General features: G+C 69.6%; 18 protein-coding genes. 6 read left to right on the top strand and 12 right to left on the bottom strand.

Features of this window, described 5'->3' with window-relative positions:
* The first annotated feature begins 66 nt into the window (after window positions 1–66).
* On the top strand, window positions 67–1,578 hold the full coding sequence (locus EP757_RS21230; protein ID WP_127548628.1) for a PAS domain-containing sensor histidine kinase: 1,512 nt from the start codon (window positions 67–69) through the stop codon (window positions 1,576–1,578).
* Window positions 1,579–1,584: 6 nt separating this feature from the next.
* Here the strand turns inward: EP757_RS21230 and EP757_RS21235 are convergent, their stop codons facing one another.
* The 4 genes from EP757_RS21235 to EP757_RS43950 all read right to left on the bottom strand — a co-directional run bounded on the left by EP757_RS21235 (window position 1,585) and on the right by EP757_RS43950 (window position 4,738).
* Window positions 1,585–2,373: a hypothetical protein gene (locus EP757_RS21235; RefSeq protein ID WP_127548630.1), complete on the bottom strand. Its 789-nt coding sequence runs from the start codon at window positions 2,371–2,373 to the stop codon at window positions 1,585–1,587.
* Complete coding sequence (locus tag EP757_RS21240; protein WP_232050610.1) at window positions 2,370–2,897, bottom strand: RNA polymerase sigma factor; 528 nt, start codon at window positions 2,895–2,897, stop codon at window positions 2,370–2,372. The genes EP757_RS21235 and EP757_RS21240 overlap by 4 nt, the downstream gene beginning before the upstream one ends.
* A gap of 139 nt (window positions 2,898–3,036) precedes the next feature.
* Window positions 3,037–3,588 carry a CAP domain-containing protein gene (locus tag EP757_RS21245; RefSeq protein WP_232050609.1) on the bottom strand — a complete coding sequence of 184 codons (552 nt, stop codon included), beginning with the start codon at window positions 3,586–3,588 and terminating at the stop codon, window positions 3,037–3,039.
* A 724-nt stretch (window positions 3,589–4,312) separates the two neighbouring features.
* A complete protein-coding gene (locus tag EP757_RS43950; protein WP_232050611.1) occupies window positions 4,313–4,738 on the bottom strand; it encodes a hypothetical protein in 426 nt (141 codons plus the stop codon).
* A 48-nt stretch (window positions 4,739–4,786) separates the two neighbouring features.
* Between EP757_RS43950 and EP757_RS21250 the strand changes: the two genes are divergently transcribed.
* Window positions 4,787–7,087, top strand: a complete 2,301-nt coding sequence (locus EP757_RS21250) for a DEAD/DEAH box helicase (RefSeq protein ID WP_232050612.1) — start codon at window positions 4,787–4,789, stop codon at window positions 7,085–7,087.
* Between the two features lie 58 nt (window positions 7,088–7,145).
* Window positions 7,146–7,682 carry a DUF6817 domain-containing protein gene (locus EP757_RS21255; protein WP_127548636.1) on the top strand — a complete coding sequence of 179 codons (537 nt, stop codon included), beginning with the start codon at window positions 7,146–7,148 and terminating at the stop codon, window positions 7,680–7,682.
* Here EP757_RS21255 and EP757_RS21260 read toward each other — a convergent pair.
* Both EP757_RS21260 and EP757_RS21265 read right to left on the bottom strand, forming a co-directional pair.
* On the bottom strand, window positions 7,661–9,244 hold the full coding sequence (locus EP757_RS21260) for an FGGY-family carbohydrate kinase (RefSeq protein WP_127548639.1): 1,584 nt from the start codon (window positions 9,242–9,244) through the stop codon (window positions 7,661–7,663). The genes EP757_RS21255 and EP757_RS21260 overlap by 22 nt on opposite strands.
* Window positions 9,245–11,497 carry an aminotransferase class III-fold pyridoxal phosphate-dependent enzyme gene (locus EP757_RS21265; RefSeq protein WP_127548641.1) on the bottom strand — a complete coding sequence of 751 codons (2,253 nt, stop codon included), beginning with the start codon at window positions 11,495–11,497 and terminating at the stop codon, window positions 9,245–9,247. It abuts the gene before it with no gap.
* A 145-nt stretch (window positions 11,498–11,642) separates the two neighbouring features.
* Between EP757_RS21265 and EP757_RS21270 the strand changes: the two genes are divergently transcribed.
* From EP757_RS21270 to EP757_RS43955, 3 genes are all read left to right on the top strand, one after another.
* Window positions 11,643–12,779: a CdaR family transcriptional regulator gene (locus EP757_RS21270; RefSeq protein WP_232050613.1), complete on the top strand. Its 1,137-nt coding sequence runs from the start codon at window positions 11,643–11,645 to the stop codon at window positions 12,777–12,779.
* Between the two features lie 36 nt (window positions 12,780–12,815).
* Window positions 12,816–13,937, top strand: a complete 1,122-nt coding sequence (locus EP757_RS21275) for an FAD-dependent monooxygenase (RefSeq protein WP_127548643.1) — start codon at window positions 12,816–12,818, stop codon at window positions 13,935–13,937.
* 67 nt (window positions 13,938–14,004) lie between these two features.
* Complete coding sequence (locus EP757_RS43955) at window positions 14,005–16,074, top strand: diguanylate cyclase domain-containing protein (RefSeq protein WP_232050614.1); 2,070 nt, start codon at window positions 14,005–14,007, stop codon at window positions 16,072–16,074.
* A gap of 7 nt (window positions 16,075–16,081) precedes the next feature.
* Here the strand turns inward: EP757_RS43955 and EP757_RS21290 are convergent, their stop codons facing one another.
* From EP757_RS21290 to EP757_RS21315, 6 genes are all read right to left on the bottom strand, one after another.
* Window positions 16,082–16,456: a DUF2203 domain-containing protein gene (locus EP757_RS21290; RefSeq protein ID WP_127548645.1), complete on the bottom strand. Its 375-nt coding sequence runs from the start codon at window positions 16,454–16,456 to the stop codon at window positions 16,082–16,084.
* A 230-nt stretch (window positions 16,457–16,686) separates the two neighbouring features.
* Entirely contained in the window at window positions 16,687–17,463 is a 777-nt protein-coding gene (locus EP757_RS21295; RefSeq protein WP_127548647.1) for a slipin family protein, read from the bottom strand.
* A gap of 181 nt (window positions 17,464–17,644) precedes the next feature.
* Entirely contained in the window at window positions 17,645–17,839 is a 195-nt protein-coding gene (locus EP757_RS21300; RefSeq protein ID WP_127548649.1) for a ferredoxin, read from the bottom strand.
* Window positions 17,840–17,867: 28 nt separating this feature from the next.
* Entirely contained in the window at window positions 17,868–19,052 is a 1,185-nt protein-coding gene (locus EP757_RS21305) for a cytochrome P450 (protein ID WP_174262429.1), read from the bottom strand.
* Window positions 19,053–19,302: 250 nt separating this feature from the next.
* Complete coding sequence (locus EP757_RS21310) at window positions 19,303–19,680, bottom strand: YccF domain-containing protein (protein ID WP_197725570.1); 378 nt, start codon at window positions 19,678–19,680, stop codon at window positions 19,303–19,305.
* 153 nt (window positions 19,681–19,833) lie between these two features.
* On the bottom strand, window positions 19,834–20,685 hold the full coding sequence (locus tag EP757_RS21315; protein ID WP_232050615.1) for a family 43 glycosylhydrolase: 852 nt from the start codon (window positions 20,683–20,685) through the stop codon (window positions 19,834–19,836).
* Window positions 20,686–20,939: the final 254 nt, after the last annotated feature.

A 20,939-nucleotide genomic window follows, 5' to 3' on the forward strand; every position in this document is an offset into this window, starting at 1 on the left:
ACTGCGGGGCCGACCACGGGAGCGGGACTACCCTGACCGGTATATCTCCAGCGCAGGAAGGCACTCATGAAGTCCTCGAAAAGGGCGTTCGGTGTGCCATGGTCGGAGCGCGAGATGCTCGCCGCGATCGTCGAGCAGAGTTCCGACGCGGTCATCGCGAGCACGCTCGGCGGCATCGTGACCGCGTGGAACGGCGGCGCTGAGCGGATCTACGGCTACACCGCGGACGAGGTGATCGGCAGGCCGCTCACCGCCCTGCTGCCGGACGGGGCGGGCGAGGTGCTGGACGCGGCGCTCGGGAAGATCGCCGCCGGCGAGCAGATCATCATGGAGGAGACCCAGCGCGTACGCCGGGACGGCACCCCGTTCATCGTGTCGGTGATCGTCTCCCCGATCCGGGACGAGACCGGGATCGTCGTGGCGGCGGCCGCCACCGAGCGGGACATCACCGAGGCGAAGCTGACACAGGAGCGCTCGGCCCGGGCGGCCCGGCTGGAGAGCCTCGGTCAGCTGGCCGGCGGGGTCGCGCACGATTTCAACAACCTGCTCGCGATCATCATGAACTACGCGGACTTCCTGGCCGACGAGGTGACCGGCGAGGCCGCCGACGACCTCGCCCGGATCCGGGACGCCGCTGACCGCGCCCGCTCGCTCACCAGCCAGCTGCTGCTCTTCGCGAAACGCGAGCCCACGCAGGTCGAGGTCGTCGACCTGAACGAGGTGGTGACCGGCGCCGAGGAGCTGCTGAGCCGGACCATCGGCGAGAACATCAGGCTGGTCTGCCGTACCGGCGGTGGCGAGGTGCCGGTGCGCGCCAACCGCGGCCGCCTCGACCAGATCCTGCTCAACCTGGTGATCAACGCCCGCGACGCGATGCCGGACGGCGGCACGGTGGTCGCCGAGGTCGAGATCTCCGACCTGCTGGGCAACGACGGCCGGTGGGCGAGGCTGACCGTGAGCGACACCGGGACCGGCATGACGTCCGAGGTCCGCGACCGGCTCTTCGAGCCGTTCTTCACGACCAAACCCGCCGAGCAGGGTACGGGTCTGGGCCTCGCGACCGTCTACGGCATCGTCGGGGACGCCGGTGGGCACATCTCGGTGGAGTCCACGCTCGGCATCGGCACCACCTTCCGCATCGAGTTGCCGCTCGCGGCAGCGGTGGGCGGCAGCGGCGACACCTCGCCGGCCCCTGAGCCGGGCGCCGGTCACGGCGAGCTCGTGCTCGTCGTCGAGGACGAGGAGTTCGTCCGCGACCTGGTCGTCCGCGTCCTGACGAACAGCGGCTACCGCGCGATCGTGGCGAACGAGGACGCCCTGGCCCAGGTGCCGCTCGGCGACGTGTCCCTGCTGCTCACCGACGTGGTCCTGCGCGAGAAGTCCGGCCCGGTGGTGGCAGCCGAGCTGCGGGCTCGCCGACCGTCGCTGGCGGTGCTGTACATGTCCGGGTACAGCGACAGCCAGATCCGCGCGCAGCACGGCATCCCGCCGGATACGGTCATCCTGCACAAGCCGTTCACCGCCGCCGAACTGCTGCACCACGTCGGCGAAGCGCTGGCCCCGGCGGGCCGCCACTGATCGCGTTCAGCGGGGCCGGTACGGCTGGGCGCCGACGACGACGCGGCCGTCGCCGAGGGTCAGGTCGTAGGTCAGGTCCAGGACTGGGTCGTCGTCCGCGTCGTAGGTGAAGGCCGGGCCCGGCCACCAGACCACGTAGCGGCCCCCGGACACCGTCGCTTCGGCGGTGATGTCGCCGGCGTGGACCGTGACGCCGGTGACGCCGTCGCCGGCGGTGCCCTCGATCACCGAGGCTTTGCGGAAATCGAAGATGGCGCCCTCGGTGAAGGAGCTCGGCGGGAGGGTCCACGCGGTATCGGAGCCGCTGCCGAGGCCCCATGTCAGATCGTCGACGTCGTCGCTGCCGGGGATGTTGTGGACCAGGCAGGAGGCGGCCGTCGCCGGGTTCTCGAAGCGGTAGAGCAGCATGGCGTACTCGCCTCGGCGCTCGGCCAGGGCCGGCGGGACCTCGGAGCGGTCGAAGCGCGGGCTCTCGCCGAAGCCGTCCATGCACGCGGGGCCGATCAGCGCGATCTCGGCACCGGAGAGCGGGGCCGGCACCGGCGTCCACGAGGCGTAGGCACGCCCGCCGAACGTGCCCGGAATGACGATCATGGCACCGGCCACGACCGCGGCGGCAGCGACGGCGGCGAGGCCGGCCCACCGGGGGATCCGGAGGCGGCGAGGCCGGGGCGAGAGCGAGAGGGGTGGACCGGCGACGATCCGTTCCAGGGTGGACTGAGCGCGGGTGCGCTGTTCGGCGGTGATCGGGAGGGCCGCGTCCAGGGCACGCAACTGCTGATCCAGGTCGGTCATGACGGGTTCTCTCTCAGGTCGAGGATCGGCAGGGCGGCCGGTTCGAGGTGGCGGCGCAGGGCACGGCGGGCGCGGAGCAGCCGCAGCCGGTACGCCGTGGCGCTGATCCCGATGACCCGGGCGGCCTGCGCGGACGTGAGGTCCTCGAAGACGGCGAGGGCGAGCGCCTCCTGCTCGGCGGGGCTGAGCCGCTTCCACGCCGCGGCCAGGTCGAGCCGCAGATCGGGGACCGGGTCCACGACCGGGTCGGCATCGGCCAGCCGGACCGCCAGCGCGGACCGGCGATCAGCGCCACGGCGCGCGTTGAGCAGGCAGTTCCGGGCCACGCCGAACAGCCACGCCCGCAGGTCGTCGTCGCGGTGCGGCGCCTCGGCGAAACGCCGCCAGGCGACCAGGAACGCGTCGGCGACGACATCCTCGGCGTGGCTGTGGTCGACGCGGCGCTGTGCGAAACGCAGCACGTCGTCGTACGTGTCGGCGTAGAGCGCCCGGAAGCGTGCCTCCCGCATCGATGGTTCTCTCACACCTGATACCTGTCCGTCACCGACGCCGGTGTTTCACAGCAGCGGCAGCAATTCCGGTTCTGTCGCTCGACCTCCGGAAGATACGGCGATGCCCCAGCCGCAGGGGGATCGGCTGGGGCATCGCTGGTCTTTCCGGTTTTCAGTAACCGAAGTCCTGGGTGTAGTACGGCGTGCCGTTGGCGGAGAAGACGGCGCCGACGCCGACGGTGGTCGACTTGCAGTTGAGGATGTTGGTGCGGTGGCCGGGGCTCTTCATCCAGCCGTCGACGACCTGCTTGGCGGTGCGGTAGCCCCAGGCGATGTTCTCCGCCGACGGCTTCGTGTAGCCGGCGGCCTTGCTGCGGGCGACGAAGTTCGAGTTGCCACGCCCGGTGTGCGAGAACGCGCCGGTCTGCGCCATCCACGCACTGTGCCCACGGGCAGCGGTCGTCAGCTTGGCGTCGGTCTTGAGCGCGGCACAGCCGCGGCTGGTGCGCTCGACGTTGATGAGCCGGTTGATCTCGGTCTGCAGAACGGTCTCACCGGCCGTGGCGGCACCGGTCTTGGCCGTGGCACTGGTCTTGGCCGTGGCACTGGTGACGGTCTTCACCGGCGCGGCCTGAGCGGATCCGGCGGTCATCGTGGCGAGGCCGAGAGCGGCCGGGGCGATGAGAGCGGCGGCCAGGGCGAAGCGGCGAAGAACGTTGCGCAAGAGGTCCCTTTCGACGATGTCCCGTGCCTACACCGTTCCATTCGACCCACCACACGCCTGCCGGATCACCATGCCGGTGCGTGATCGTCGCGAACCGGTTGCCAACCCCGGCTGTGACCCACGGCTGTGCCGAAGCCCGCCGGACAGCCATGGGTCACAGCCGGCTGGCGCTGGCTGTGATCTATGGGTGTGTTGAGGCCGGGCGGACAGCCATGGGTCACAGCCGCTCCAAGATCTGGTCGGTTTCGGAGAGTGTCAACCCCGGCTGTGACTCGTGGCTGCCGTAAGGCCCGCCGGACAGCCATGGGTCACAGCCGGCCGGCGCTGGCTGTGATCTATGGGTGTGTCGGGGCCGGGCGGGCAGCCATGGGTCACAGCCGCTTCAAGATCTGGTCGGTTTCGGAGAGTGTCAACCCCGGCTGTGACTCATGGCTGCCGCAAGGCCCGCCGCACAGCCATGGGTCACAGCCGGCCGGCGCTGGCTGTGATCTATGGGTGTGTTGGGGCCGGGCGGGCAGCCATGGGTCACAGCCGCTCCGAGATTCGGCTGGACGGGAGAGCGGCGAATCGGGCGTGACTGCGGCTGGACTGGGCGCGGGATGTGGGCCGGGTTGGGCTTTGGGGGATGAGGGAGGGATGGGGGATGAGGGAGGGATGGGGGATGAGGGAGGGAGGAGGGTGAAGTGGGGCGGTAGGGTCGGGCGGCATGCGGGGGGTGGAGGTACTACGGGTTCTGGCTGAGCTGGCTCCGGCCGGCGGGGAGCGGAGCCTTGACGTCACTCGTGGTGGGCAGCCTCTTGTCTGGGTCGCCGGCAGTGAGCGGACTCCTCGGAAGCCTGGTGTTGATCGGCTTGCCCAGTTGGACGCTCTGCACAAGGAAGAGCGGATACTTCACCTCGGCTGGGGGTTTCTCGCAGGCCATGCTCTCCCCGTAGACAAACCGGCGGATGCCGATAAAACCGGCACAGACCGAAAAATGCGAAAAATCCGGCTGCCGCTTCTCAGTCGGCCTGTTCATCTCGAACGCGCGCTGTTCGGCTACCAGATCGTGCCCGCGGGTGATCTTCAGGTTACGCCGCTCATCGAGGATCGAGAGTTGGCGGCGGCGCTGGAGTCGGCGCCCGGGATCGGCGGGCCGGGGTGGCTGCAAGCGGTGGGTGCCCGGGCCTGGCTTCGGTCGGCGGCTGAGGCTACCGGGATGGCGTTCGACGCCGTGACCGATTCTGGGGAGCGGCTGCCTAAGGACCGGCTTGTTCTGGTGGCGGCACCTGCGCTTTTTGTGGTCAGGGATGTGTTCGGCGTCGGGCTCGGTGACAGTCTGCGGAGTTGGGCGGGACGGGATCTGAGCGGTACGGCGCTGGAAGCCGTCTACGGAGGGGTCGGGGCGGGGCAGGAAACGGACGAGAGTCCGGTTCTGTCGCCTTTGCCTCTCAGTGCTGACCAGGAACGGGTTGTCGCCCGGGCGCGTACCGAATCGGTCACTGTCGTCTCGGGTCCGCCGGGTAGCGGTAAGAGCCACACGGTTGTCGCCGCCGCACTGGAGGTCGTGCATCGGGGTGGCTCGGTGCTCGTCGCCACGCAGTCGCCACACGCCGCTGAGGTGCTCGCTGAGCTGCTGAGTCGCTTTCCGGGGCCGGCGCCTGTCCGGTTCGGGGACGCCGGTCGGACGGATCTCGAGGCGGAGTTGACGGCCGGCGTGGAGCAGGGCGCGGGCGCTTCCCGGTTACGGGCCGGTCAGGAGAGGGTCAAGACCGCGATTGATCGTGTACGAAGAACCCGCACGCTCATCGACAGCGCCCTGGAACTAGAGGTCCACGCCGCCCGCCTGACCGATGTCGAACACTTACTACCGGAGCTCGCTGCCGCGGTGCCGGGCGCGTTCGACCCCGCCGTCGACCTGGATCGAGTCCGGGAACTGCTGGCCGCACCGCCCGGTTGGCGGGGGTGGTTCGCACGACGGCGGGCGTATCGGATGCTCGGTCTGGGACGGGTGCCCCGTCGTTCGGGTGAGCTCGCTGAGAGTGGGGCTTTCGGCGTACCGATGAAGGAAGCCCTTGATGCAGCGACCGCGCAGCGGGCTGCGGCTCGCCTGGCAGCGAGTGGCGGCAGCAGGCTGGAGGCGCACTGGGCCGCGCTGCACGAGGCCGAGTCGGCGTTGCGGGAAGCGGTCGGCGATGCCATGCGGGATGCGGCGCGCAGTGCGGAACGCTGGGACAAGGAGGGCCGGCGGGCGGCCGGTGCGCTGGCCGCGGCGTTGCGGGCCGGTCGGAACCGCCGCCGGGAGCTGCTGGCTCAGCTGGACGCCGCGCCGCTGGTCAAGGCGTTGCCGCTGTGGATCGGCACGGTCACCGACGTGGAGGATCTGCTGCCGCCGTCGCCCGGGATGTTCGATCTCGTGGTGGTCGATGAGGCGTCGCACGTGGATCAGATCCGGGCGGCGCCGGTGCTGGCCCGGGCGAGACGGGCGCTCGTCGTCGGTGATCCGCGGCAGCTGCGATTCGTGTCGTTCGTCAGCGATGTGGATGTCGCGTCGGTGCTGGCCGCGCACGGCGCCTCCCCGGACAGCATGGATGTGCGGCGAGTGAGCACGTACGACCTGGCCGCCGGCGCCGCGCCCGTCACGTGGCTGTCGGAGCACTACCGGAGCGTGCCTCATCTGATCGGGTTCTCGGCGCGGCGGTTCTACGCGGGCCGGGTGTCGGTGATGACACGTGACCCGGCCAGTGAGGCGGTGGACGCCATCGAGGTCGTGCATGCCGAGGACGAAGTGTCGGCGGCGCTCGAAGCGGTGTCGGCGCTCGTCGACAAGGGCGTGCGGGGGATCGGGGTGATCAGTCCGTTCCGGGCTCAGGCGGAAGCCCTCGAGGCGGCTCTGCTGCGGGCACTGCCGGCCGAGCGGATCGAGGAGTTGCGGCTGCGGGTCGGAACGGTGCACGCGTTCCAGGGCAGTGAGGCCGAGGCGGTCGTGGTGTCGCTCGGTTTGGGTGACGCGGATGGGGCCGGGCGGCGGCGGTTCGTGGCGGATCCTCAGTTGTTCAATGTGATGGTCACGCGCGCTCGGAAACGGATCGTGCTGGTCACCGGGTTGTCGTCGATGGACGGTTTGATCGGGGATTACGTGGAGTGGGCCGATACGCCGAGCGTCACTCCGGGCGACATATCGGAAATGTCAGAAATGTCGCCTACCTGGATCACCGCGCTCGCCACCGAACTCCGACGTCTGGGTGTGCCGGTGCGCGCCGGCTACATGGTCGGCGACTGGAGCATCGATCTGGTGGCCGGTACGCCGGACCGGTTCCTCGGAGTCTTCGGCACGGTCGGCCCGCAGCACGTCGCCCGGCAGACGGCACTCCATCGCGCCGGCTGGCAGCTCATCGACGCCTTCCCGTCCCGCTGGCACGGCGATCCGCGCAGAGCCGCCCTGGAGATCGCCGCCGCGCTGGAGGCGCCGGCCGGAAACCTCGGATCACGCGATTCGACAACTCGTGACGATTTGTGATTAAGCGCTCACTCCACGGGGCCGTGCGTCGGCAGCCTTCCTCCTAGGGTCGAGAGGCATGAGCGATGACATCGATGTGCGGGCATGGCTTCGGGGGCGCGGCACCGACACGGTGAGGCACCCCGGCGGGACGCTCTACCAGCATCTCTGCCGGGTGTCCGAGCGGCTGGCCGGGCTCGGTCACGATCAAGAGGTACAGGATGCCGGGCTGACGCACGCGGCGTACGGGACGGACGGCTTCGACCTGGCTCTCTTCTTCTGGCAGGAGCGCGACGAGCTGCGGGGGCTCGTCGGGACGGAGGCCGAGGAGCTGGTCTACCTCTACGGGTCGTGCGACCGGGACCGCAGCTGGAGCCGGCTGGCCGAGACCGGTGAGGTGACCGATCGCTTCACCGGCGGCGTGACGAAGCTCGACCGGGAGCGACTGAAGGAGTTCGTCGACTTGAGCCTGGTCAACGAGTTGGACGTGATCGAGCAGAGCCCGGCGGTCCTGGAGCGCAACCGCCGGTACTTCGGTGAGCTGTTCACGGCCTGGGAGCCGGTGGCCGATGAGTCGCTGGTGAAGGAGACCCGTCAGCTGTTGAGCCGCTTGTAGACCGGTGCCAGCTGCTTGTGCAGGCGAGTATAGATCTCAAAAATCTCGTTATAACGGGCGTGATCGGGCCCCGGGACGAAGGACTCGTCATTTCGCGCCAAATCCGAGATGTCGGAGAAGCCGATCATCCCCGCTCCCACCGCGCCGATCCACCCGGCACCCCGAGCGTTGACCAGAACCGGCCGCGAATCCCGCCGGATCTCCACCCCGAGCACGTCCGCGAAGATCTGGCACCACGATGACGAGCGCGCCGCCCCACCCGTGATGACCAGCGAATCCATCGGCTTCCCGAGGAATCTGCCGACCGCCCCGGTCATCCAGCGGGTGTTCAGGGCGACCCCCTCGAAGACGGCCCGCAGCAGATCCGAGCGGGTCGTCTCGAGGGAGATGTTGAGGAAGCCGGCGCGCAGGTTCGGGTCGTCGACGGGCGCGCGTTCGCCGTAGAGCCACGGCATGTAGAGCACGCCGCCGGCGCCGGCCGGCACCGACGGGATGATCTTGTCGAAGGCGTCGAAGATGGTTCCCTCGTCGCGGCTGACGTGCCCGGCGGAGACGATCGGGTCGTCGAACTCCACGATCTTGTCGCGGAGCCAGGTGAGGTTCGCGCCCGCCGTGGCCTGCAGCGCGGTCATCAGATAGCGGTCCGGGATGGCGCACGGGATCGACGCGATGCCGGCGACCACGTCGGTCTTCTTGCGTCTCACGTGCGCGGCGATCCACGACGACGTGCCCAGGTAGAGGTGGGCCTCGTCGTCACGGACGGTTCCGGCGCCCACTGCCGCGGCGGTGTTGTCGACGGCGCCCGCGACCACCTGCACCGACGAGGAAAGACCGAGGTGATCGGCAGCGCTGGGGGCAAGCGTGCCGATCACCTCGGTGCACGTGACGATCGGCGGGAATTTGTCCGCGTCGATCCCGCTGGCGGCGACCAGGGAGGGTGCGTACCGGATCGCGTCCGCTTTCCGGTTGTCGGTCACCCAGGAGGTCAGGATGGAGTCGACAGTCGCCACCGTGCGACCGGTGAGCTTCAGATTGATCCAGTCGAGGACGTTCAGGAACGTCTTCGTCCGCGCGTACACGTCGGGCATCTCGTCACGGATGAACAGCATGTGCGCTGCCGGATCCTTGCCGGTGACGGACGGCATGCCCCCGGTCAGGCGCAGCCATCGGGCGATTTTCAGGACGGACATTCCGTCGTACGAGGGAAAGCCTTTGAACTGTCGCCGGAGATGCGCGGCTCCCCGCATGTCGAGCCAGGTGATGCACTGTGTCAGCGGCTGCCCCTCAGCGTCCACGGCGATCGTCCCCTCGCCCTGCGTGGACGAGCAGATCGTGGTGACCGCCTTCAGGAACTCGGGGTGCGAGCGGCCGAGATCGGCGACGACCTCGGCGAGCGCGTCCCACCACGCGACCGGGTCCTGCTCGGCGCCGCCACCGGGCAGCACCCGCAGCGGCACCGGGCGCTCGGCCCAGCCGGTGACCGTCCCGTCGGCCGCGACAAGGGCGGCCTTCATCCCCGAGGTGCCGAGGTCGATGGCCAGGACCTGAGGGGCGACCGCCATCTAGACTCCCTCGACCAGTGCGAAGACCTGGTCGAACCGGTTCAGGGCGTCGTCGATGACCTCGTCGGTGTCGGCCATCGAGGTGTACATGCGCGAGCCGGCGAGGGTGATGATGCCGTGGGCCGCGTACGCAGCGCCCATCTGCTCCATCAGCTTCTTGCGCCCCTTGTTCTCCTTGAGCAGCTTCACCGGGTTGCGCATGTCGAGCAGCATGACGCCGCTCGACTCCAGGTGGACGATCGAGCCCTGGTTGTACGCCACGTACGGCAGGCCGTACTTGTCGATGAGCCGCTGGAGCCCGCGGGTGAGCCGGTCGCCGGCCCGTCCCGCGATCACCGGCGCGTTGGTGCGGGCCATCTCCTGGATCGCGAAGTACCCGGCGGCGCAGGAGAGCGGGTTCGCCGAGAGGGTGCCGCCGACCTGGATGTGCGCGCCGCTCTTGCCGTCCAGGCCGGAGCCGAACACGTTCATGATGTCCGAGCGGCCGCCGACGCCACCGGCCATCGGGTAGCCACCGGAGACCGCCTTGCCGAACACGGTCAGGTCGGGGGTGACGCCGAAGTACCCGGCGGCGCCGCCGAGGCCGGTACGGAAACCGGTCACGACCTCGTCGAAGACCAGCAGCGCGCCGAACTCGTCGCACAGCTTGCGCACGGCGGCGTTGTAGTCGTACGGCACCGGCCGCGTGCCGGACTCGGGCCCGAGCGGCTCCACGATCACGGCGGCCGTGCCACCGCGCACCTTGTTCTCGATCAGCTTCCGCCGCAGCGTGCCGAGGTCGTGCGGGAAGGTCTCCCGGGTCCGCTCGGTGGCGCCCCACGGGATGCCCTTCGCGTTCATCCGGAAGCTGCCCGGCACCCGCAGGCCGTAGACCATGGTGTCGGACCAGCCGTGGTACGCCCCACCGACCTTGATCACCATCTTCTTGCCGGTGAACGCGCGAGCGGCCCGGACCGCCGCCATCACGGCTTCGGTGCCGGAGCCGAGCGAGCGGTACATCTCGATGTGCGGCATGTACTTGTTGATGATCTCGGCGAGCTTCAGCTCGTACTCGTGGAACAGCCCGGTGACCGGCCCGCTCTCCTTGATCACCTCGGCGACCCGCTCGTTGACCGGCGCGTAGTTGCTGCCCAGGATCGTCGGGCCACCGGCCTGCAGGAAGTCGATGTAGACGTTGCCGTCGCGGTCGGTCAGGTACGCGCCCTCGGCCTTGTCGATCGCGAGCGGGAACGGATAGTTGAACGCGAGGTTGTGCTGCACCCCGCCGGGGATGCGCTTCTTGGCCCGCTCGGTGATCTCCTTGCTGGCCGTGCACTTGGTCTCGTAGTAGTTCAGGGTGTCGAGCAGCGCGTCGTGGCGCAGGCCGCGCAGGGGCTGGGCGACGAGGGCCTTGAGGCGGCGGAGAGTGTCGTCGACGTCGAGGTATTCCGAGATCGAGTAGCCGAGCTCCGCAGACGACATTTCCGATTTGTCGGTAATATAGCCTGCTGCGTCCGCTTCTGCGTCTGCGACCGCGTCGGCGCTCGGCAGCTGCTCGCCGGCGTCGACGCGCACCGGCTCGACCGCGTCGACGATCTGCGAAGCGATCCGCTTCTCGTCCTTCTTGAGCTTGCTGAAGGCGATCTCACGGATCGTCGACGGGATCGTGTAGACCTTGCCGGCCTCCGACGTCAGCGCCATCAGATAGGCGATCGACACCTTCTCCAGCAGCGCCATGTTGAACACCGCCCGATCCGGGTCGGTGCCCACCGCCACCACGCCGTGATTGGCGATGATGAAGGCGTTGTCCCCGCTCACGACCTTCTTCTGGACGTTCTTCGCGAGGAACCCGGTGCCCGACGGCGCGTAGTCGATGATCGCGACTTCGCGGCCGAGGAACCGCACCTGCTCGTCGGTCAGCGCCGGGATCGGCTTCCGGAGGAAGGCCAGGGCGGAGGCGTACGGCTGATGCGTGTGCACGATCGCGTTCACATCAGGGCGGGTGCGATAGATGTTCGCGTGCATCCCGCACTCGATCGACGGAACCAGACCGCCGGCCCCATCGAGATCCGGGACATGCTTGCCGTTGAAGTCGACGATGCAGATGTCCTCGTCGCGCATCTTGTCGTAGTCGTAGTTGCTCGGCGTGACCGCGTAGAGCTCGTGACCCGGGATGCGGACCGAGACGTTGCCCTCGGTCGCTTTCAGGTATCCGCGCTCGAGCATGGTCCGGCACATGTCGACCACATGGCGACGGGACAGCTGATGTTTCACGACGGCGTCCGATCCTTCTGGGTTTGTGACCAGCACCATGGTGCTCGCGACCGGAGTCCAGTTCACCGTATTCGAGCCAGCAAGATGCGACCGTTCCTTTATCACCGGGTGACAAAATCGACGAGTGGAAACACCCTGGCAGCGTTTGCCCACCGATCTGGCGCCGGCGATGCGCCCGCGGCTGCCCGCAACGGTCGATGCGATCGCGACAGCGGTCGAGGACACCGCCGCGGAGGCCGCCGGAAACGCCAAGTTCGCCAGGGACGTCCGGAACGCCGTACAGGTCGCGCTGGACCGCTTCCTCGACCTGGCCGGGACCGGGGAGCCGGCGCTGCCGCCGAAGATCCGGGAAGTGTTCGTGGCGCTGGGCGCCGGCGAGGCCCGGGAGAACCGTGGACCGGAGATGCTGCTGGGCGCGTTGCGTACGGCGGCCCGGCTGATGCTGCGGACCGCCTCGGAGTCGCTCGCCGCGCAGCGGCCGATCACCGTCGACGAGCTGATCGACCTGGCCGACGCCACCAGCGCGTACGCCGACGAGCTCGCCGCGGCCTGCACCGACGGTCTGGCCCGGCAGTTGCGGGAGCAGGCCGGCGAGGGTGACCGGCGGCGTCGCCAGATGGCCGACCTGCTGCTGCGTGGCGGCGCGCCCTCGGAGGTGGCCCGGGACGCGGCGTCGAGCATCGGCTGGCCGGCTCTGGACACGATCGTCCCGGTGTTGCTGCCACCCGATCAGGCCCGCGACGCCCGTTTCCGATTCGGCGCCGACGGCGTGGTGACCGAGCGTGGCCGGGACGCGGTTCTGCTGCTCCGGGGCGGTCCGCGTGCCGAGCGGACCGCGCTCACCGAGGCGTTGCAGGGCCGCGAGGCGGTGGTCGGTCCGGCTCTGGGCTGGGCCGAGGTCCCGGAGGCGGTCCGGCTGGCCGAGCGCACCGCTGAACTGGTGAGACCGGCGTCCGAGCCGATCTTCGCGGACGATCACTTCGCGGCTCTGGCGCTGCGAGGCGAGACGGGCGCCCTCGCGGTCCTCTCGGCGCGCCGCCTCGCGCCACTCGTCGGCCTTCGCGCGGGGCAGCGCGAGCAGCTGCTGGTCACTCTGGAGAGCTGGTTGCGGCATTGGGGTTCTCGTACGTCGGTAGCCGCCGAATTGTTCGTGCACCCCCAGACGGTCAGCTACCGCCTCAACCGCCTCCGGGACCTGATCGGCGACGATCTGGACGACCCGGCGGCCCGGTTCGAACTGCTCCTGGTGCTCGCCTACCGCAGCCGCCCGACCTCGATCTGACAGGAATCCGGGCAAGACTGCTTTACCATCCCGCAAATGGACAATTCCGTACTTGTGGTGGGCGGTGGCATCGCCGGCCTCGCTGCCGCCCGGGCGCTGCGCGAGCGGGACATCCCGGTCGAGGTCGCCGAGCGAGGTGGCGCGCGGTCCGACGGCCTGGCGATCAACCTGCCCGGAAACGCGATCACCGCGCTGACGGCGCTCGGCGTCGGCGACGGGCTGCGGCGGCTCGGGCGGCCCACCGGGCGGCGCGAGTACCGGTCGGCCCGCGGGCGGCTGCTCTTCGCCGTGGACGAGGACGCGTTCTGGGGGAGTGACGCGCGGCCGCGCTGCGTACGGAGAAGTGATCTTCTGGCGCTCCTCACCGGCGGCCTGGACGTGGCGGTGCGCCGGGCCACCGTGCGGGAGGTGCGCCCGTCGTCCCGTACCGAGGTGCTCTTCGAGGGCGGTGAGCGTGCGGACTACGGGTTCGTGGTCGGCGCCGACGGTGTGCGGTCGGTGGTGCGCGCGGCCGTCACCGATCAGTCCGGCGTCCGATCGTCGCTGCTCAGCGCGGCCAGTTGGCGGTTCATGGCGCCCAACCCGGGCGTGGACTGCTGGACGGTGTGGTCCGGTGCCGGTGGAGCGTTCCTGCTGATCCCGGTGGACGACCACGAGGTGTACGGATACGCGTCGGGCGTCCGTGGCGGCGCGATCGGCGGTTCGCCGGAGTGGCTCCGGGAGACGTTCGGTGGCTACCCGTCCCCGGTCCGTTCCGTGCTGGAGAGCATCACGGAGCTCTACCACTCGCCGATCGAGGAGGTACGCGCACTGCGCTGGTCGTCCGGCCGCTGCGTGCTGATCGGCGACGCCGCGCACGCCACCGCCCCGATCTGGGCCCAGGGCGCCGCGCTGGCCGTGGAGGACGCGCTGGTGCTGGCCGCCCTGCTGGCCGGCGACGCGCGGGAGCCGGGCGGCGGCTGGGACACCGTGGGGGCCCGCTTCGAACAGCGGCGGCGGGGGCGGGTCACCCACGTCCAGGAAGCCACCGACCGCTTCTCCCGCGCGGCCGGCCTGCCGACCTGGCTGCGCAACCCGCTCCTGCCGGTGATCGGCCCCCGGGTCTACCGCGAGACCTACTCCGCACTGCGAACACTCGACATCCATCCACCTCGGTGACGAGGTGATATGACGGTTCCATTCAGGTTCGCCCGATAGTTACCGACAGGCGTTGAGGGCGAGGAGGATGGCCGTGGGCGCTGCTGGAGGCGAGGACCGGGACCGGTCCGCCACCCGGTGGATGCGCGGCGCCTTCGCGACGTTCTACCTGGTCCTCGCGATCACCAACCTCCTGCTGCTCGACGGGTTCGCGCAGGTCAGCACGGTGTTCCTGGCCACCTTCACCGGTCTGCTGCTGGCCGTCGCGGCGCTCTGGCGGCGGGACTGGAGCGATCATCTCGGCTATGTGCCGGTCGTGAACGGGGTGGCGCAGGTCGCCCTCACCGGCGAGATCCACTGGACGACCACGCTGATGCTCACCCTGGTGTGCGTGGCGGCTGCGGTGCCCCGGCGTACGTTCCTGGGCGCCACCGTCCTGGGCTGCGCCGGATGGGTGGCCTCGGTCGCCTGGGTCCCGTCGCTGCGGGTGACCGATCTGGCCTATTGGGTCGTGCAGCTGTTCATCGCCGCGCTCGTGGCCGCGATCCTGCACGAGGCGCTGCGCAGGCGACAGCGGCAGCTGCGCCTGGCCCGCGACGAGATCTCCGCCGTCGCTGACCGATTCGGAAGCCTCTTCCACGCTTCCCCCTCAGGCGTCGCCATAGCCGACGAGAACGACGTGATCGTGGCCGTGAACCAGGCATTCTGCGACCTGGTAGGCCTACCCGAGGAGAAACTGATCGGCGTCGACTGCGCAGCCTTCTCCTCGGCCGTCCCGTCCTCCGCTGTCTCGTCCTCCGCTGTCTCGTCCTCCGCTGTCCCGTCCTCCGCTGTCCCGTCCTCCGCCGTCCCGTCCTCCGCCGTGCCGTCCTCCGCCGTCCCGTCCTCCGCCGTCCCTCCCGAACCCTCGGCCGCCCAGGCCTCGGCCGCCCAGTCCGGTCCTGTGGCCGTCCCTCCTGAGCCCCCGGCCGGATCTTCCGTTTTCGCCGCTCCTCCCTTGACCGATTTGTCGGGAGGTTCACCTTCTGCGGGCGTCGGCTTCGAGCGGCGCCTGGAACGGCCGGACGGCACGGTCCGCTGGGTGTGGTCAGCGGTAGGCCGCAGCACGGACCGGGTCCTCATCCAGCTCCAGGACGTCACCGACCGGCACCTCGCCGAGGCCGCCATGCGCGAATCGGACCGCCTGCTGGCAGCCGTCTCGCAGGCGGCGCGGCGGATCCGTACCGGCGAGGACGCCCGCAGCACGATCATCGACGCGGTCCGGGAACTCGCCGAAGCCGACAGCGTCAGCCTCATGGAGCCCTTGACCGCGCAGGCGCTCGTCGTCACCGGCGCGGCCGGCGCGCAGGTCCTCGGCACCTTGATCCCGCTGAACGGCAGCTCGATGACGGCCCGCGTCTACGTCGACGGGCAGCCGGTGTTCCTGGCCGACGCCACCCAGGACCCGCGGGTGTCGCCGGCGCTGCTGGCCCTGGTGGACGGCCGATCGATGATGTGGCAGCCGGTGATCGCCGACGGCGTCGTCGTGGCCGTCCTGGTCGTCGGCTGGACCCGCCGCGTCGCCTCGGTGGGTGATCACCGCGCCCGTGCCGTGGCGATGCTCGCCGACGAGACCGCCCTGGCCCTGGAGCACGAACGCCTGCTGCGCCGCCTGGAGCAGATGGCCTTCACCGACACGCTCACCGGCCTGCCGAACCGCCGGGCCTGGCAATCCCGCCTCGCGACGCTCTTCGCACAGGACTGCCCGCTCGCGGTGGCGATCGCCGACCTGGACCGCTTCAAGCGCTACAACGACACCCATGGGCATCTGCTGGGAGACGAGCTTCTTCAACGTACGGCCGAAGCCTTCGCGGCAGAACTGCACGGCGACGACGTGATCGCCCGCTGGGGAGGGGAGGAGTTCGTGATCGCCCTCCCGGGCCGGACCACGTCCTCGGCCTTCGAGGTCCTCGAACGCGTGCGCCTGGCCACCCCGGACGAGGAGACGTGCAGCATCGGCTACGCGGTCTGGGACGGCACCGAGTCGGCCGAGCGGCTGCTGGAGAGGGCGGACGCGGCGCTGTACCAGGCCAAGGACAACGGCCGCGACATGGTCCAGGCAGCAGAGGTCCCGGCGGCAGAGGTCCCGGCGTCCGCCACGGCCGGCCGGGGGAGGTAGGGCTCCCTCAGCCGGCGGTGGCGGGCAAGCGCCGGCGGCCGGCGAAACCCAGGTCGGCCCGGTGGTACCAGGCCAGGTCGGTGTCGCCTTCCAGCCAGCAGAGCAGGACGGGGACGCCGTCCAGGTCGGCCGGGAAGTCGACGAGCAGCGGGGCCACGCCCTTGAGTTCGGCGCCGGTCTGCTGCACCTCGGTCATCAGTTCGTTGAGGCGCGCTTCCGCCGCCTTGCGTTCCGGCAGGCCGCCCAGGTCGGTGGGTGCGCCGCCGGGGGTCAGAGCGGCAGACAGTTCGACCAGGTCGGCTCGGATGGTGACGATCTCGTCGAGGACCGGGCGCAGGCGTTCCAGCTCGGAACGGGCCTGTGGCAGCGTGAACAACCCCATGCCTGAAGTGTGGCAAAGGAGTCCCCCGGCGGCCTCGGTGGGTGCGCCGGGCCGGCGGAGAGCGCTCGGAGTCGGCGCGACGGTGGCCGCGCCCGCGGACTGCAAGGTGGCGTCCGAAACCGGCGGGCCGCGACGATCGCCGCTACCCGCCGTCCCGGACGTTATCGATCACCTACTACAACGCGGTAGATCACGGAGTGGCCATCACATCGTGGTATGACCGAAAGCGATCAGGGCTCGACGTGCTTGTCGAAGCCGATGTAGAGGCGGGCCTCGGCGTTGGCGCCGAGTGCGCCGAGCGTCTCCAACTCGCGGAGGCGGAGCAGGGCGGGGTGCCGTGCATACGCCTCGGCGGCCTCGGCCAGCCGGCGCAGCGCGTCCACCTCGGCGTCGGCGCGGATGCGCTTCGCCGTGGCGTCGGCCTCGGCGGCCAGGCGGGTCGACTCGGCGCGCGCCGAGGCCTCCAGTGCCTCGCGGTCGGCTCGGGTGCGGGCCTCGACCATCTGCGCCTCGGCCATGCGCTGGGCGGTGAGCACCCGGTTCATGACGTCCTGCAGGTTGCCGGGGAAGACCAGGTCCTTAACGTCGGCACGGATGATCTGGACGCCGTACGTCGCGGAGACGCCCTCGACGTCGCGCAGGATGTCCTCGCTGAGCTGGTTGCGGTTGGTCAGGATGGCTTCGAGCGTCATCGAGGCCAGCGAGCGCCGCGCGGCCAACTGCACATCGCTGTAGACGCGGTCGGCGTAGTCGGCGACGCGCTCCACGGCGGCGACCGGGTCGGTCACCCGGAAATGCGTGATGATGTTGACCCGGACGGCGACCTTGTCGGCGGTCAGGATCTCCTGGCCCTTGATGTTCAGCTCACGCTCGCGCAGGTCGACGTGGGTGATCTCGATGCGGGCGCGGCGGGGCAGCCGGTATCGGCCCGGCTCGAGGACCGCGTCGAGCCGGCCGTCCAGGTATTTCAGGCCACGGGTTCCGCTGCGGACGATTACTTCGGGCATGGTGCACCTCGGTGAGGAAATGAAGAACATGGGTGGCCCCGGAGCGGTTCCGATGTGAAGGATCGGTCGCCGAGAAGGCAAAAGACCAGCGTGGTGTGAGCGCCAGTGCGTCCAATGCGGAGGGACTCGCTTCTGAAGCCGCCGGGGCCGTGAACAGGATGGCGCACCCGCCGGCGCCCGCTCAACGCATTATCGAGATGGCGCCGGTCGGGCACACGGCGGCGGCGTCCTCGGTGGCCGCCTGGTCCGCCGGGCCGGGGGAGGGTGCGAGCAGCAGCACCCGCGCGTCGTCCTCATCCTGATCGAAGACCTCCGGGGCGAGCAGCACGCACTGGCCCGCACCGCAGCACACCTCTCGATCGACCGTCACCTTCACCAGGTCACCCCTTCACCAGGTCACCGCTTCACCAGGTCACCAGGACCTTCTCCAGGCCGCCGATGATGAGCCCCTCCCGGCGCGGCAGATCCGCGGCGGGCTGCGCGAGGCGCAGCCCGGGAAGCCGGTCCAGCAGAGCGGTCAGAGCGGTCTGCAGCTCGGTACGGGCGAGCGCCTGCCCGATGCACGAGTGCGGCCCGGCCCCGAAGGCGAGGTGCGGGTTGGGCGACCGGGCCAGGTCCATGCCCGAGGCGCCGTCGAACGCCGTCTCGTCCCGGTTGGCCGACGCCATGCTGCTGATCACCGTGCTGCCGGCCGGCAGGGTCACGCCATCGACCTCGATGTCCTCGGTGATGTAGCGGGGCATCCCGAACCCGGGGTTGGCGTCGAACCGCAGCGCCTCCTCGACGGCGGTGCGCACCAGGGTGGGGGAGGCGAGCAGGCTCTCCCAGCGGGACCGGTCGGCCAGCAGCATCGCGACCATCTTGCCGATCATGTTGGCGGTGGTCTCGTGGCCGGCGATCAGCAGTCCCTGGGCGGTGCCGATCAGCTCGATCGGCGAGAACTCCTCGACGAGGTCGCTGATCAGATCGTCGCCGGGGTGGGCGGTCTTCTCCTCGATCAGCTGCCAGAGGTACTCGCCGAACTCCAGCTGCGCCGCGTCGATCTCCTCCTGCTTGTAGCGGGTGAGGCTGAGCATCGTGTCCGACCAGTACGAGAACCGGTCCCGATCACGATCCGGCGCACCGAGCAGCTCGCAGATCACCCAGACCGGCAGCGGGAAACCGAAGGACCGCACCAGATCGGCCGGCTGCGGACGGGCGGTCATGCCGTCGATGAGCTGATCGGCCATCGCGGCGATCCGGGGCTGCAGCGCCGACATCCGCTTGGCGGTGAAGTAGCGCCCGACGAGCCGCCGCCACCGCTGGTGTGCCTCGCCCATCGGCGTCTTCGAGGCCTGTTCCGCGCCGAAGACCCCACCGGACTCCTGCGCGGTGACCCGGGCCGCGCCGTCGGCGTCGAGCAGCCGGGTGAACCGGGGATCGCTGAGAACCTGCCGCACGTCGGCGTACCGGGTCAGCAGCAGAGCCTCGTCGCCACTGGCGAGCCGGACCGTGGAAACCGGGCACTGGGATCGCAGCTCATCCCACTCGGGCGGCGGGTCCAGTGCCGCAGGCTGCGGAAACGGGTACGTGGGCAGGTCAGCGTCCATGATGCGCCCTCCTGAATCAATCCAAGAGGGGCAATGTAAAACGACGAGGCGGCCCACGGAAGCGGGCCGCCTCAACACGTCACTTCTTCTTCGACTTCTTGGACTTCTTGTCCTTCTTCTTGCTGTCCTTCTTGGCCATGGGGTGCCTCCTCTCGCCGTGGGCGACGCGGCGCCGGGGCGCACACGCTATGGTCACTCGCTGTTCACCGTATGTGCACCCACGGCGGCGGTCCTCATCCGGAATGGATGGTTATGGCGCGTCCACGATCTGCCGTCCGAGCGGCCAGAGAGCGGCCGGGACCAGCTTGAAGTTCGCGATGCCGAACGGGATGCCGATGATCGTGACGCACTGGGCGATGCCGGCCGCGATGTGGGCGAGAGCGATCCACCAGCCGAACAGGATGAGCCACACGATGTTCGCGAGTCCCGACGCGATGCCCGCGCCCGGGTCGTCGACGATCGTGCGGCCGAACGGCCAGGCCGAGTAGATCGCGAGGCGCAGCGAAGCCACGCCGAACGGGATCGTGATGATCAGGATGAAGCTGATCAGGGCCGCCAGCAGATACGCCAGCGCGAGCGCCCAGCCGAAGAAGATGAACCAGAGCACGTTGAGGATCAAGCGGATCACCACTCCAGCGTGACTCACTCCCGCCACCTCGTGCTGCAACCTCGCGTCGTCAGCGGTCTCGCCGAGTTGCGGTCCGCGCTGGAGGCGCTGGAACGGCAACCCGGCGAGCGAACCGGACGAAGGTCCCCGAGCAGGTGGGTCAGTGGATCCGGTTCACTTGACCGTTGCGGTTCCGTGGCGGCAGCCGGAGCAGCCGACGGCGGAGAGGCCCGTCCACGTGTTCAGGTCGGAGCTGGTCGCGGTCCAGACGCCGCCGTTCGTGTACTTGTCGACGTAGATCCGCCAGCGGCCGTCGTCGAGCTTGACCAGCGACGGGCCCTCGTACCCGGACGACCAGAGCGTGCCCTTGTTGACCCAGCCCTCGTAGAGGTTGGCCGTGGTGGTCCAGTGCTCGATGTACTTGGTGGTCTCGTTCTTGGTGAACGCGTGCCAGGTGCTGCCGGACTTCACCACGAACGTGTCGATGTGGTTGGTGCCCAGGCCCCACATCTGCGACGGCCCGGACCAGCTGGTGAGCGCGGTGTTCTGGGCGGTGTAGACGTACGGGCGGAAGCACCACGCGCAAGCGGTCGAGGCCACGCTCGTGATGATCCGTACGACGCCGTTCTCGACGTAGAACTCGGGCGCCCAGGTGTAGTTCGCGCCGGAGATGCCGGCCGGGACGCTCGCGACGTTGGACCAGGACGTGAGGTTGGTGCTGGTCGCGATGTTGAAGTAGGTGGAGTTCGTGGTCCAGGACTGCACGGTGTACGCGATGTAGTAGCGCCCGTTGTACTTCAGGATGCTCGGGTCGCGCAGCACACCGGTCGGTCCGCGGAAGTTGGTGTCGGACAGGACGGAGTAGGTCGTGCCGCCGTTGGTGGACTGGTAGATCCAGAGTTCCTGGTCGGCGGCGCCGTCACCCTTGAACGTCGAATAGATCAGGGTGCTTGCCGCGGCGGCGGGCTGGGGGATGGCGAGCGCGCCCAGGACGAGGGCGAGCATCGCAACGAGGAGTCTTCTCATAACGACCTCCGGGGGGAGCGTTAACAGCTCAGAGGTGAGCGGCGTCGACGGCCACGCCAACCGCGAAAGCGGCCAGGACCAGCACGGACGTCAGCCGAACGAGTTTCCAGGGCATCGGGGGAGTCCCTTCGATCTCGTGTTTCGTTCATGTTAACGATCACATGATGGCTGTCAATGCGTCGCCCGCTCTTCCCCGGTTCTCGTCGAGGCCGCGCTGGCCGCCCCGACCGCCTCGGGCCAGCCGGTGAGCGCAC

The organism is Actinoplanes sp. OR16 (assembly GCF_004001265.1).
Taxonomy (GTDB): Bacteria; Actinomycetota; Actinomycetes; order Mycobacteriales; family Micromonosporaceae; genus Actinoplanes.

Excerpts from the sequence above, each read along its gene's own strand:
- EP757_RS21230 (WP_127548628.1), top strand. The coding sequence starts at position 67 with ATGAAGTCCTCGAAAAGGGCGTTCGGTGTGCCATGGTCGGAGCGCGAG.
- EP757_RS21235 (WP_127548630.1), bottom strand. The coding sequence starts at position 2,373 with ATGACCGACCTGGATCAGCAGTTGCGTGCCCTGGACGCGGCCCTCCCG.
- EP757_RS21250 (WP_232050612.1), top strand. The coding sequence starts at position 4,787 with ATGGCGTTCGACGCCGTGACCGATTCTGGGGAGCGGCTGCCTAAGGAC.
- EP757_RS21255 (WP_127548636.1), top strand. The coding sequence starts at position 7,146 with ATGAGCGATGACATCGATGTGCGGGCATGGCTTCGGGGGCGCGGCACC.
- EP757_RS21260 (WP_127548639.1), bottom strand. The coding sequence starts at position 9,244 with ATGGCGGTCGCCCCTCAGGTCCTGGCCATCGACCTCGGCACCTCGGGG.
- EP757_RS21275 (WP_127548643.1), top strand. The coding sequence starts at position 12,816 with ATGGACAATTCCGTACTTGTGGTGGGCGGTGGCATCGCCGGCCTCGCT.
- EP757_RS43955 (WP_232050614.1), top strand. The coding sequence starts at position 14,005 with ATGGCCGTGGGCGCTGCTGGAGGCGAGGACCGGGACCGGTCCGCCACC.
- EP757_RS21290 (WP_127548645.1), bottom strand. The coding sequence starts at position 16,456 with ATGGGGTTGTTCACGCTGCCACAGGCCCGTTCCGAGCTGGAACGCCTG.
- EP757_RS21295 (WP_127548647.1), bottom strand. The coding sequence starts at position 17,463 with ATGCCCGAAGTAATCGTCCGCAGCGGAACCCGTGGCCTGAAATACCTG.
- EP757_RS21305 (WP_174262429.1), bottom strand. The coding sequence starts at position 19,052 with ATGGACGCTGACCTGCCCACGTACCCGTTTCCGCAGCCTGCGGCACTG.
- EP757_RS21315 (WP_232050615.1), bottom strand. The coding sequence starts at position 20,685 with ATGAGAAGACTCCTCGTTGCGATGCTCGCCCTCGTCCTGGGCGCGCTC.